At 57.0% G+C, this 13,026-nt stretch carries 8 protein-coding genes; all 8 read right to left on the bottom strand.

Annotated elements, in window-relative coordinates; genetic code table 11:
• Positions 1 to 508: 508 nt before the first annotated feature.
• The 8 genes from Pr1d_RS22505 to Pr1d_RS22475 all read right to left on the bottom strand — a co-directional run bounded on the left by Pr1d_RS22505 (position 509) and on the right by Pr1d_RS22475 (position 12,881).
• Entirely contained in the window at positions 509 to 2,692 is a 2,184-nt protein-coding gene (locus Pr1d_RS22505) for a GH32 C-terminal domain-containing protein (protein ID WP_148075638.1), read from the bottom strand.
• Positions 2,693 to 2,730: 38 nt separating this feature from the next.
• On the bottom strand, positions 2,731 to 5,187 hold the full coding sequence (locus tag Pr1d_RS22500; protein WP_148075637.1) for a hypothetical protein: 2,457 nt from the start codon (positions 5,185 to 5,187) through the stop codon (positions 2,731 to 2,733).
• A 118-nt stretch (positions 5,188 to 5,305) separates the two neighbouring features.
• Positions 5,306 to 5,440, bottom strand: a complete 135-nt coding sequence (locus Pr1d_RS26540; RefSeq protein ID WP_261343803.1) for a hypothetical protein — start codon at positions 5,438 to 5,440, stop codon at positions 5,306 to 5,308.
• Between the two features lie 108 nt (positions 5,441 to 5,548).
• Positions 5,549 to 7,198, bottom strand: a complete 1,650-nt coding sequence (locus tag Pr1d_RS22495) for a glycoside hydrolase family protein (protein WP_148075636.1) — start codon at positions 7,196 to 7,198, stop codon at positions 5,549 to 5,551.
• A gap of 110 nt (positions 7,199 to 7,308) precedes the next feature.
• A complete protein-coding gene (locus Pr1d_RS22490) occupies positions 7,309 to 7,722 on the bottom strand; it encodes a DUF4980 domain-containing protein (RefSeq protein WP_148075635.1) in 414 nt (137 codons plus the stop codon).
• Positions 7,723 to 7,758: 36 nt separating this feature from the next.
• Positions 7,759 to 10,395, bottom strand: coding sequence for a sodium:solute symporter family transporter (locus tag Pr1d_RS22485; protein ID WP_148075634.1), 2,637 nt, complete (start codon positions 10,393 to 10,395; stop codon positions 7,759 to 7,761).
• A 30-nt stretch (positions 10,396 to 10,425) separates the two neighbouring features.
• Positions 10,426 to 11,358 (bottom strand): dihydrodipicolinate synthase family protein, encoded by a 933-nt coding sequence (locus Pr1d_RS22480; RefSeq protein WP_148075633.1) that lies wholly within the window; start codon positions 11,356 to 11,358, stop codon positions 10,426 to 10,428.
• A gap of 536 nt (positions 11,359 to 11,894) precedes the next feature.
• Entirely contained in the window at positions 11,895 to 12,881 is a 987-nt protein-coding gene (locus tag Pr1d_RS22475) for a substrate-binding domain-containing protein (protein WP_168205432.1), read from the bottom strand.
• Positions 12,882 to 13,026: the final 145 nt, after the last annotated feature.

The following is a 13,026-nucleotide window of genomic DNA, read 5'->3' as shown; positions in this document are numbered from 1 at the left end:
GAAAGCGTAATGACAAGGCGTCCGGCCAGTCAACAATACTTCCGAGCCAAAACGGACAAGCTCGCGTTGACAAGTCGCATGCGACCGACAACGTTCGCTTTCATAAGCCAGAGTAACTAGATTGCGGGGCTGGGTCGCACGAAATCGTCCAGAAAAATGTGCGCGATGTTGATGCGTGTGTCACACGCCCTCGGTGGGGCGGGGCGTTGCACGTGGTAAACGCGTGGGCGATCGGGTTGCGCAGGGGGGCCAGCACCTCATAATGGCCGACGCACTCAATTCCCAGGGTACAGCATCACCCGAAATTCGAGGATCGGCGCCCATGGCTTTCTCGGCGGATTATCGATTTGCCATCGAAAAGAGATTGGGGGGATGCGATCTGGTGCTCTGGCTCAACCGGCTTTAGGACAAGCCCATGAGTCTTGAGGTTCTACAATCATGACCAGAGATCGACAGGAGAATCTGTCACCCCTGTCAAAGGGCGTAGATCCATTCGACTGACTGCTGATCAATCCCAAATGGACTTTAGTTCGCGGGCCTTGAGTGAGTTGACGGTTGTGCTGCCACCGTCCGTGAACACCTCGAATCCCCGGCTGCTATCCATGTTGAGTGCCCGGATGGGCATGTAAATCCGCCCGTCATTGGCGAAAACCTCGACGGAGAGACGATCTACCAGGAGTCGGAGCTTGATGCTGCCATCTTGGGGCTTGAGAGGCGCTTCAAGCTTACCGCTGGAGAGCTTGCCATCTTCCACGTCATAGATTACCGGAACACCTTGAATCAAGAATCCGAACCTCGGTGCATCACCGATAGAGAATTCTGCCTCGATGTCGTAGAGTTCTCCCTTCAATTCTGAGAGGAGATTCTCACCAGGTTGAAGCGTCACGCCGGCCCAGGACTGCTCCTTGCCGTAAAGGATCTCGATTTCGTTCACCGGATTCGTGTACAGCCGCGGGCCGTCCTCTGTGCTGCGCAAGGTCAGATCAACGGGAAATGTGATCTGCTGATTAAAGGCCATACCGGGGATCGGCTCGAACTCCATCAACCCCCAGGCCACTTCGATGCAGCGCCCATCGGGCGCATTGCTAAAGGCTTGCCCTGCGTAGAAACAGTTGCCGTAGTTGCGCGTAATGAGTTCGGTCTCCGGGGTGAATTTCCTGCCGTCGAAATCGCCACAGAAGTAATTGCCCGTGCCGTCATGGATGACCCACTTCTTATTGTTCTCGTCGTCTACAGAGAGTTCAAACATTTCCGGACAGTCGTGAAAATGACCGTCCAACAGGTTACTCTGCATCTCCCATTTCTTAAGATCCTTCGAGGTAAAGAATCCGAAAGTTTCATCAAGCTCCAGAATGACGACCCATTCCTGGCCCTCCTCCCACCAGAGGACCTTGGGATCCCGATTGATAGGCGCGATATTGGGCAGAACAGGGTTGCCTGCATATTTGGTTAAGGTCCTGCCCCGGTCATTGCTGTAGGCAATACTCTGGGTAAAGAGTTTTCCCTTCGACCATTGATTTACGCTGCCGGCGCTGGTGTACGCAAACACGAGGGGCGGTTCATTCCCGGTTTGGAACCCCGTAGAATTGTTCCAATCCACCACCCCCGATCCCGAGAATATGGTTCCCAGCTCATCCGGATGAACCGCATCGCCCAGCTCGGTCCAGTGCACGAGATCTGTGCTGACGGCATGTCCCCAATGCTGGTTGTCCTGGGCGCCTTTGCAGCCGAAGGGGCCGTGCTGGTAGAAGAGATGGTATTCCCCGTCGTAGTACACCAGACCATTGGGGTCATTGAGCCAGCCCCGCTTGGAGGTGAAGTGGAATTGCGGACGCAGCTTCTCTTTGTAGAGTGCCTGCTCACCCGGAAATGTATCGGCCTGAAAGATAGCATCGAAACCGCGTCTATCGTTCGAGTTCAATTGACTCATCTGGAGAATCGCGTCCTCCCCTTGGAATGCGTCGACCTCCAGATAGACCCAGTACTCGGGATCCGCGTCTGCCAGGGTGATCAGGAACTCCCGAACCGGCTTTCCGTCGATCAACAATCGCATAAGGCTCTCGCGGCCCGTTGACACGACGGGAAGATTCAGATACCTCTTCTCCAGGTGGAATTCGCGGGCGGCATTCTCAATTGCCACCATCTTGATGTCGCTCTGGTAGACATAGTCCACTGCGATATAACCCCATTCACCCTCACGATTATCGACAATCTGTATCCGCGCCTTCTTGCCCTTGAGGAATCCAACGTCCCAGGAGCGCCATTTGAGCGCCTTGGTTCCGCCCGCCCCCGTGTTGGGCCCAACTGCCGTGCGGACGATCTCGCCGTCCACAACCAGGTTCATGCACGTTTCAGCTTCGAAACCACCCCCGCCAATGAGGAAATTGAGATAGTCGCGCTCGATCAGAAACAGGGGAGAGGTCAACGTGCCGCGGGCGCCATTTCCGGCGGCCAGGGCCGTGTAGACGAACCCCTCGCGTTGATAGCCCGTAACTCCTGTCCCGCTCGTCAAGTTCGAGATATCTCCGAATCCCTCGTCTCCTTCTATTGTCCAGCCGGAATCGTGCAACTCCTGCTCAAAATTCTGAATCAGGACGTCTTCTGCCGCAAGCGCTACACCGCTCATGAGCGTAACCACGAGTCCGAGAACGCGAGGCAGTGTTTTTGCAGACAACTTTGTTTTTGCAGACAACTTTGTTTCTCCTCAGATCCCTTGGCCTTTTGTCCCTCTTATGGCGCACTCTTTCCGACGGTGTCGGTCGGTCCGCTGAATCCTGGCCCTCCGGCGCCGACGTATCCATGGCTTGCGGCGGAATCGTCGGGACTCACCCAGAAGGCATACAGCGAACCGCTGCTCAGATGGAACCGGAATCGCACGGGCTTGCCGGCAAGTGCGGCGAGATCCTCGCTTTGCTGCCAATTCACCTGCACCAGTGTCCTATCGACTGAGACGGGCTCACAGTGGTCGAGGGTAAACGGCTCGATTACATTGTGGTTCTCGTCTAGCACTTCCACTTTCAGCTCGCCCTCGGGACAATCCACGTTGACGAACAGGTGTTCGCCCTCGAAAGTCAAAGGTCGCGTCGTCAGTGCTCCTGCTTTTCCGCTGGCATCCATAGAAGCGAAACCATCACGACGCAACATCGCCAGACCGGTTACTGCATCCGTATCCCAATCCTCACTTCGAGGCGCCGGGTGGGCGCTAAAATAGAAGTAAAGTTTGTCGCCTACCACCAGGCAGCCCGAGGCGCATGATTGAACGTTGCCGTAGCGCCAATTTCTTCTATCCCATGTAGATCCAATAAAGCGTTCACGGGACGGGCGGTCCCAGTGGAAACCGTCACGGCTGTAGCCCAACAGAATATCATTTCGCTTCTGTATGTTATGCTCGCCGCAGATGTCGTTTTCCGGCCCCTGCCAAATAGAAAACTGCCCGATCATGATGCTTTCGTATGGAAAGGCATCAAGGGTGTATAATTGTGGCTCTACATCTGCGAACCTGGCGTCGGTGTGATGAGGATCAAGTTCATCAGCGCCGGTCCAAAGCACGGACTCTCCCTCAACATTTTCAAACTCGTTGTAGGTGACCTTTTCCACCATGTCCATGGCTGTTGCACCTTCCAGGTAGGAACGGCTCCTGCCTACTGAATCATCTCCTTTTCCCTCGGTCCGCTGGCTGAGCACCCACACCTTGCGAAACGGATTGTAGAAAACGGTCGACCGGTCGCCCCAGATGTCATTATTGCCCATAGGTTCGGACCAGTGGATGCCATCTGCGCTGATGCGATAGCTAAATCCCCAGACTCCACCGTCGGCCCGGGTGCCGAAATACTCAGATGCGAAATATTTGAACCTTTCATTGGGATTCTTGGTCGACTGATCCAGCATGATCGACGTGCTATTGAATCCCTTCTCAGGATTTACAACGATATTAGTACCGGCCTCGACGTCGAGTTCGGGCTTGGTCCAGTTAATACCGTCTTTGCTGGTTGCGTAACAGGTGGCACTCGGCCTATAGCGGGTATACCATAGTTTGAATAGATTATCGGCCGGATCGTAGCAAACGCCTCCACTGAATGGTGCTGCGTACATTCCAGGGCTTTTTTCCTCCGGTTTGATCACCGGTTCCCTGTAAATCTCCGGCTGGTGGAAGCTGCGATGCAGCGTGGTTGTCTCAATGAGAAAATCGTCCACGAAGAGTTGTCTTCCCACGTCAATACGAATGACGGCGGGAGGGGCGTCCAGGTAAGGAACTACCATTACCTCGCGGGTCAGTTTGTCGTTCTGCGGCGGCCACGGATACGGCAGCTCGATACCATTGTAAAGAATCTCACCGTCGGGAAAGTCGTTTTCAAAAACAGTAGCAATCACACTATTCTCGCCCACGAAGTTTGCATCTGTGGGATGGCCGGGATAGGAAGATACAAGGTGTATTGTATGCTCTTCCGACAATCGGGGCCGGTCATTGGGTTCTGCGATGTCATCGTCAATAGCTTTGAAGACAACCGTTTGCGGAACGTTCCAGTTGCCCGAATTGAAAGTCAAGTCGATACTGCCATTGGGGCCGCTGCCACCGATGAGTATAAAATCTTCACTCGGTCCACCGATATTGGGGTCAACCGTAACTGTGATCGTATGTCCCGATGGTGGTTGATTCACCAGCGATACGTCAAAGTCACCTTCAGTCTCGCCTTCTTCATAAACGGTCATCACATTCGGGGTAATAATGATAGGATTAGGTAAAGGGGCGGCTGCCAAGATCTGGCCCTCGCAGGTGCCGCCGGCCGCGATGGCCTCGGCAACTGTTTCGAATGGCCCGTCTCCCCCGGCTATGCGGAACGCTGCATCCTCTCCCCCGGGAACGCAGAGGAAGTCCCATTCTTCGACATCCTCGCTCAACATTTCTTCGATAAGCTCAAACACAACTCTGCCGGCCACAATATCTATGTTTGTCAGATCGTCGCCGACTTTGAGTAAGGAATAATAAGGATCTCCTATGCCATGAAAATTACTCTCGATAACATCCAAAGTCGACAAGTCAAAAAAATCACCATTTTCGTCATAACCTGTCACAGTAATTTCATCGCCCGCAACGGCATTGGTGGGGCTAATCGTGAGGCAGACAGGCTGAGCGCTTGTAATACCTGAAAAGACCAATACGAATGCATAGGCTAATGTTGTTTTCATTACTTTCCGATTCTTCATTACGTTTCCTCTCGACTCAATAATCCTGCCCTAGGCTTTGTTTCAAAACACGTTTGTAGCCTGCAGCACTAGCGAGAAAAAAGGAGTTTTGAACCAAAGCCTAGCCTGTCATCCTGTCAAGAAAATAATTGTCTATCGTGTCAGTGGATGTATCTTGGCGAACGTACAGCTTTTCCGCCATCGCCGATGGCACGATAAACAGGGCAATTGCCGATAGTATCGAAAACTGCTTCATCTTCAAGTCTTTCCTAACTATTGGTTGGAATCTTCCCTAGGGTCCGCCCATGTTCGTCACAGGCAGATTGAACCTTGCCTGCGATTGTTGCTACATGCCTGCGTTAGCCTAATCTTTTCCCACGGTGTCCTTGGGGCGTGTAAATCCCGATCCGCCAGCCCCAATGTGACCATGGCTGGCGCCGGATTCATCAGGGCTTACCCAGAAGGCATATAACGAACCATTCGTCAGATTGAAACGAAAGCGAACAGGTTTACCTGAAAGGGCAGCCAAGTCTTTGCTCCCTCTCCAGTTCACCCGCACCAGCGTCTTGTCTACTGAGATGGGCGTGCACTTCTCCAGGGTAAAGTTCTTAAATGCCTCGCCGTTTTCATCAAGTATTTCGACTTTCAATTCGCCCTCGGGACAATCCACGTTCACGAACAGGTTTTTGCCCTCGAAAGTCAAGTGGGTCGTCGTCAGTGTTCCTGCTTTTCCGCTCGCATCCATAGAAGCGAAACCATCACGGCGCAACATTGCCAGACCCGTGACTGCATCCGTATCCCACCGCCTACTCTTCGGCGCGGCGTGGGCACTAAAATAGAAGTGAAGTTTGTCGCCTACGACCAGTGGGCCTGCGGCACACGACTGTACGTTGCCATAGCGCCAACTTCTTCTATCCCATGTGGAGGCTATAAACCGTTGACGGGACGGGCGGTCCCAGTGGAAACCGTCACGGCTGAAGCCCAACAGAATATCGTTTCGCTTCTGTATGTTGAGATCGCCGCATGGGCCGTTCTCCGGCCCCTGCCATATCGAGAATTGCCCAAGCATGATGCTCTCATACGGCGACGCATCAAGGGTGTACAATTGCGGTTCTATATGGGCGAACCTGGCGTCGGTATGATGAGGATCGAGCTTGTCGGCACCGGCCCACTGCACAGATTTCCCTTCCACCGTATCCAACTCGTTGAATCTGATTTCGGCCAGCATTTCTTCGGCTGTGGGCCCTTCGACGTAGGACCTGCTCCTCCACCCATTTTCGTCTTCCGTCCGCTGGCTGAATACCCATACCTTGCGAAAGGGATTGTAGAAGGCCGTTGACCGGTCACCCCAAATCCTTGGTCTGGTCTCCTTAAGCTCGGACCAGTGAATACCATCGGCACTGGTACGGTGCCCTGCGAACCATCCGTCGATCCCCTCGGCCCTTTCGCTGGCGAAATATTTGAATCTTTCATTCGGATCCTTGGCCCACTGATCCAACATGATCGCCGTGCTGTTGAATCCTTCTGGATTTAATACAATGTTGGTACCTGCCTCGACATCTAGTTCGGGCTTCTCCCAATGAATTCCATCTTTACTGGTTGCGTAACAGGTGGCATGGGGTCTTGTGCGGGTGTACCACATCTTGAAGAGATTATCGGCCGGGTCGTAACATGCCCCTCCGCTAAAGGGCGCAGCATACATTCCAGCTCTCGTGTCATCTGGCTCAATCACCGGCTCCTCGTAGTACTCCGGCTGGTGAAAGGTGCGACTTAGCGTGGTCTCCTCAATGAGGAAATCATCGACGAAGAGTTGGCGCCCCACGTCAATGGGCATGACCGAAGGCGGATCCTCAAGGTACGGAACGGGCATCGGATCCCGTGTTATTTTGGGATACTCAGGCGGCCATTCATCGGGCAATTCTATGCCATTGTAGAGGGTTTCCCCTGCACTCGCCAAACCCGATAGGGTCAACAGACCCACAAATACCAATGTTGCAATCTTCCAATTCTTCATGTCTTTTGTCTCTTTCTCTAGTTTCAAAATACTCTTTCCTAATTCACTTGTTGTTTATGAGGCGACCCTATGGCATCAATGATGCACATCGATTATGGACCTTAGATTATTCAGTCCCAGATAGACTTCATTTCGTGGATGGTCAGTTCTTTGATGTGGGCGCTGCCGCCCTTGACGTTGAGCTCATCTTCTCCGGGGAAGGTATCGTCCTGGTGTGCAGCCTTGAAACCCTTCATTTGGTCGTTGGATATCTTTGAGGCAATCAGCTTGCCCTTCTTTCCCGCAAATTCTTTAAGCTCCAGGTAGACCCGGTAGTCAGGTTCTCCAGGCGCGATATTGATGGTGAACTCACGGACTTTTTCGCCTTCGACTTCGAGACTTACGAGGCATTCGGGGGCTTCGTTTTGTACAGGCAGATTCAAATACTTCCGATCGAAGGTGAATTCGCGCTGGGCGGCAAATGATCGAATTGCGCAAACGGCAACAAAGGCCGTGATAAGAAGAGTTTTTCTGATACCGGACATGGGACGTCTCCTCTAGCGGCGCGCGAGCTGTGATTCCTATGTGTGACTTTTCGTCTGCTCAGAAGTCACGATTGATGATATAGGTTCCGGCTGTTTAAGCAGCGTCAATCCCTCGATGTCGTGCGCCGGCGCCGGCAGGAACAGGCTTAGCAGGTAGCCGACGCCGAAACAGACGGCGATGCCGATGGCAGCGTAGAGAAAGCTGTTAATGTTCGAATAGATCGGCAGCAGGCCCATGACCGCGGCGCCGAACACCGCGCCCAGCAGCGCGGCCCATCCCGAGACGCGGCGGGTCAGCACGCCCAACGCGAACAGGCCGCCCAAGACGCCCATGAACAGGCCGATTACCTTGAGGAATTGATCAAAGAGCGAACGAATCTCGGTGCTGACGAACAGCAGACCGATGACGGTTCCCAGGACGCCGAAGCCAAAAGTCAGCGCCCGTGCCGAGTTGAGGTAAGCGCGTTCCGATTGCAGGAGATTGAAGGGCCGCAGGAAATCGGTGACGACGGCGGTCGCGGTGGAGTTCATGCTTGTGGAGACGGTGGACTGGGCCGCGGCGAAGATCCCGGCGACAATCAGGCCGGCGACGCCCATTGGCAGCTCGTTGGCAATAAACAACGGCAGGATTTGATCGGTCATGAACGTCGGATCGAGCCTCTCGGGGTGCGACTTATAGAAGACGTAGAGTCCCGTACCCATGTAGTAAAACAGAAAAGTAGCGGGAATCGACAGCAGTGCGGCGAACCAGATCGAGCCGGCGGCGCGCCGCTCATCGGGGGTGGTCATGTAGCGCTGCACGACTGCTTGATCGGCCGTGTAGGAAGAAATGTTCTGGCCGATGCCGCCGATCAGGACGACCCAGATTGCCAGCGATGCGCTGGTCGGGTCGAGGTGGAAGTTGGCGAAGTGGAGCTTGCCGTCGCCGAGCGCGGTAGAGAAGAAATCGCCGGCCCCGCCGTCAGATCCGGCGATCATCACGGCGAAGCAAATCAGCGCTCCGCCCAGTAAGACGACCGTCTGAATCGTATCGGTCCAGATGACCGCCTCGACGCCCCCCAGAGTGCAGTAGATGACGCTCAGCACGCCCATGATGAGTACGCTCTGCGTCGGCGTCAGGGGCGTGATTGTCGCCAGCGCAAGCGCCGCCAGCGACATCACGATCCCCATGCGAAAGATGTGGAAAAGCGTGAACGACGCGCTGGCGAACAAGCGGACCGGTCGGTTGAAGCGTTTTTCAAGGTATTCGTACGCGCTGGTGGCGTCGATGCGACGGAAGAACGGCAGGGCCAGATAGACTGCGATTGGCGCAACGACCGGGATCATCAAATTCCCCAGCAAGTAGACTTGGTCCTGCGCGTACGCCTTGGCGGGGATTGCCATGAAGGTGACCGAGCTAAGCATCGTTGCAAAAATGCTGCAGCCCGACGCCCACCACAGCATCTTTTTGCCGCCGCGGAAATAGTCGTCGGTGTCCTTGTTCTTGCTTGCGAAATAAACGCCAACGCCGACCATCGCCAGCAGGTAGAGCGTTAACACGGTGAAGTTCACGCTGCCAAAAGGCTCTGCGCCAATTGTGGGGGCGACGGCCCAAACCTCGCTCGTGCACACGCGAGGCTTGATCTCGCCGGAGGCTAATATGAAGCGATCGCCCCATCGCACCACAGGCGTGGCGACCGGATTGGCCGGCGTCTCCCCGGCGTCAATCCACGTGTCGGTAATGGTATGGTACGCCAACATCCGCTTCGGGAAGCCCGGGTGATCGAGCTTGAGCGAGTCGGCCCTGGTCATTAGCGTTCCGTCGGCCCCGCTGAGCGCGAACAGGTGCGACTGCCCTACGGCCACAGCGGTCCCGGCCATGAGCGGCTGCGGCAGATCGGCGCGGCGGCGCCAGAGGTTGAGGTGGGGATTGTACTCGTACAAGTCGTGCAACGGCTCGACGCCTGAGGGGCCGGCAACGTCTGCTTTCTGGCGTCGTCCGCCAAAGACGTAAATGCACGTGTCAAAACCGTTATGCTGCGCAACGGTCATATTAAACGCCCGCGGAGGGCCGGGGCACGGCGGTAGGACTTCCCACTGGGGGCTATCCGCTGAGGGATCGAGTCGCCAAAGGTGGTTGCTCGCCGTATCGAGCGTGGCGCCGCGCTGCCCGCAGGCCAAATAGACGACCTCCCCGATTGCTGTCGCGGCGCCGTAGGCGCACGGCTCGGGCAGTTGCGGCAGGGGGCGTTGTTCGATTGTCTCTTGGGCAGCGTCCCAGACGATGACAAAACATCGCTGAGCGACCTGCTGTCCGTCGTCGCCGCCCATGCACACGACGCCGCGAGAAGTGGCCGCTACGGCTCCGTAGGCGACGGGGTGATCGAGCGCCAGGCCTGTGCGCCATTGGAGGCTGCCGTCTGCCTCGCGAGTCATTACCCAGGCGTCTGCGTGCCAGGACTTGTCGTTCTCCCAATGCGGCTCAGGGAAGTTCGCACCTCCCGCCACAATGAGCGTATCGCTGTGCACGCCGACAAATGGACCGGCCACGCCTAGCGCGTCCGGCAGATCGGGAAGCGATTGCCACTGCAACGTGGCTTTGAGCGTTGCCGACGACGAGGACGTCTGGGCGATGGCCGTTGGTAGGCTGGCCGTCGCCGCCAGCAGGTACGTAAACAAAAGCGAGATGCGCACGAGCGTGATGGTTTCCCTTGCGTCTTAAGTTTAGCGGAGCAAGGCGTCGGTCGTGCGGCGGGCCCAATCGAAAAAGCCGATTGCTTCAAGTTCGGCGCAAAGCTCTTGCACCTCGGCGTCGCGCAACTGTGGCTGCGGAGCCCGACATGTCCCGCACGGCGCGCCGATGACTGCCAGCACCGCCTTGACGGCCGGCAGGAACGGGAAGCGGGACAACGTCCGAATCATTTGCACCGCCCGAAGCTGGTCGGCGCGGGCACGGGCCAGGTCGCCGGCGTCGAAAGCCTCGATGATGCGGCGGTAGAGCGGCGCGGCGATATTGTAGGTGCAGCCGACCGCGCCCCGAGCGCCCACTGCCAACGACGGCAGCAGCAGTTCGTCGTAGCCGTACAGCACGTCGAATCGCCCGTCGTCCAGCGCGACGCACTGCTGATATTCGTCGAGCGAGTTGGCGGTGTATTTGATCCCGGCGAAGTTGTCGATACGATCGCCGGCCTGTCGCAAGAACTCGATCATGTCGAGGTCGACGCCGGTCATCGCCGGAATGTGATAGTAATAGAACGGCAGTTCCGGCGCGGCGGCGGCGACCGTGGCCATCGCGTCCACCAGCACCTCGACGCTAGCGATCGGGAAATAATTCGGGGCGACCGCGGAGGTAAACGTGGCGCCGGCGCGTTGCGCGTGTTGGGCCAGATCGCGGGCGTCGGCCAGAGAATTGTGGCCTACGTGGACGATCACAGGCACGCGCCCGCCCGCCGCGGCGAGAAACGCTTCGGCGACCCGTTTCCGCTCGTCGGTGGTCATCGACACGCCTTCGCCGGTGCTGCCGCAGACGTAGAGGCCCTCGACCCCGTCGGCCACGAGCTGATCGGTCAGCGGGCAGATCGCGTCCAGGTCGATCGCGTGGCCGGGACGCATCGGCGTGCAGGTCGCGGCGATAAGACCGGTAAGGCGTAGGGGCATCGGCAACTCCGGGATTCAATAGCGGATGAGCCGGAGTTCTCAGATCCGGCCGACCGCGGGCAACTCTTCCTTGAGACTCTGCTGGTAAGTGGCGTGGGCCCGCTCGTCAGTCCGCGCCGACGCGGAGAAGCTGTATTCCCCTGCACAAGCTTTGCGACGCTCGCTCGGCGGCGCACTCTTCAAACGCGATGAGTGCGAATGAGATATGTATAGTAACGTCCAAGCAGCGCATCTGCCTACTAAATCATCCATAAATATTTGCGCAATGTTGACACGGTCACGAATGGGGCGTCGCTGCGGCCTCGTCTCGTGGCAACTGCGCGGGGGCGGGGCGGGCGATCGTAGGCAAAGTCCACCGCCGGTTATTCGCGGTGGCTTGAATGCGAACGATCGTCGATCTCGCGAGATCGCGGCATGCGTTGCGAGACGCGTGGTCTAGGCTCGTGCAGCTTCGACACGGATCCGTTTGAAACGCAAAGATGCAAAACAGGGGGCGGCAAATAACCCCCCCGGATCCTGCGCGCGAGGACTCGCCGCTAAGCGGAAGAGCGGGACCTCTTGCGATATTCAATCGGAGTTGCGCCGACGGCAAGGCGGAAGGCGCGACAGAAAGCTCCGACGCTGCGATAACCGCAGTCGTACGCCACGCGGGGAATCTGCAGTTCGGTGGTAGAGAGCAGCTTTTCGGCCCGAGCTAATCGGGCGCGCCGAATTTCTTCGTTGGGCGTGTGTCCCAAGGCGGCCATGAATCGTTTGTAGAGCCCGCTACGCGATACACACATCAGCTCGGCCAGCTCAGCGACAGTAAACGGTTCGCTAGACCGCAGCCGTATCTGGTCGATCGCCTCGGCGACCAGTACGTCCCGCGTAGCTAGGACATTGGTAGACCGACGTACGGCGACCTCAAGGGGCGGCAGGTGAAGATGCCGTTCAGCCAGTCGTTCGCCACGGAGCAGTCGATGCAGCACAGCGGCCGCCTCGAAGCCGACCCGTTGGCCCGATTGCACGATGCTGGAAAGGGGCGGGTCGCACGACGCGCAGATCAGCCTGTTGTTTGTCACGCCCAGTATCGGCGCATCGTATGGCAAGCTGGCTCCAAGCGAGCGTAATGCGTTGACCGAAGCGGCTGAGAACTCGTCGTGCGTAGCAAAGATGCCTACCGGCCGTGACAGTTTGTCCAGTTTACGGGCAAGCTTCTCGATCTCGACTTCCGGCCGTTCGGTTTCCAAGCGTTCGACCGATTGGCAGAATGAAACGGCGACTGCCTCCACGGGGAAACCAGCCCGGCTAACTCTGTCGCGAAACGCGGCCATCCGCGCCTCGTCGTTGGCCCAGCGCGGATAATACACGCAGACGAATTTCTTCAATCCGCAGTTGAGGAGATGATCCGCAGCGAGTCGTCCGACGGCCGCGTCGTCGGTCGTCACGCTTGCCAACTCGTCCTGGTGAATCTGAGACGAGACATTGACCACCGGCAGCCGCAGCTGCACGAGTCGCCGCACAGCGCGGCGAGTGTGGGCCATGGCAATCACTCCGGCGCCGCGGAACTTCCCCAGTTCATCCCACGGGACGTAGGGCACCCCACCGAAGGTAGCCAACCGCAGCGACGGCTCGCGACGGACGTAGTCGACCACGCCGTGTATCACGTCGAGGCGGTAATCCTCGTCG

This window comes from Bythopirellula goksoeyrii, assembly GCF_008065115.1.
GTDB lineage: Bacteria > Planctomycetota > Planctomycetia > Pirellulales > Lacipirellulaceae > Bythopirellula > Bythopirellula goksoeyrii.
This window is presented reverse-complemented; position numbering and strand designations above follow the sequence as displayed.

What these genes read in the sequence shown, in the direction of transcription:
- Pr1d_RS22500 (WP_148075637.1), bottom strand. Translation starts at nt 5,187, where the DNA reads ATGAAAACAACATTAGCCTATGCATTCGTATTGGTCTTTTCAGGTATT.
- Pr1d_RS26540 (WP_261343803.1), bottom strand. Translation starts at nt 5,440, where the DNA reads ATGAAGCAGTTTTCGATACTATCGGCAATTGCCCTGTTTATCGTGCCA.
- Pr1d_RS22495 (WP_148075636.1), bottom strand. Translation starts at nt 7,198, where the DNA reads ATGAAGAATTGGAAGATTGCAACATTGGTATTTGTGGGTCTGTTGACC.
- Pr1d_RS22490 (WP_148075635.1), bottom strand. Translation starts at nt 7,722, where the DNA reads ATGTCCGGTATCAGAAAAACTCTTCTTATCACGGCCTTTGTTGCCGTT.
- Pr1d_RS22480 (WP_148075633.1), bottom strand. Translation starts at nt 11,358, where the DNA reads ATGCCCCTACGCCTTACCGGTCTTATCGCCGCGACCTGCACGCCGATG.
- Pr1d_RS22475 (WP_168205432.1), bottom strand. Translation starts at nt 12,881, where the DNA reads ATGGCCCACACTCGCCGCGCTGTGCGGCGACTCGTGCAGCTGCGGCTG.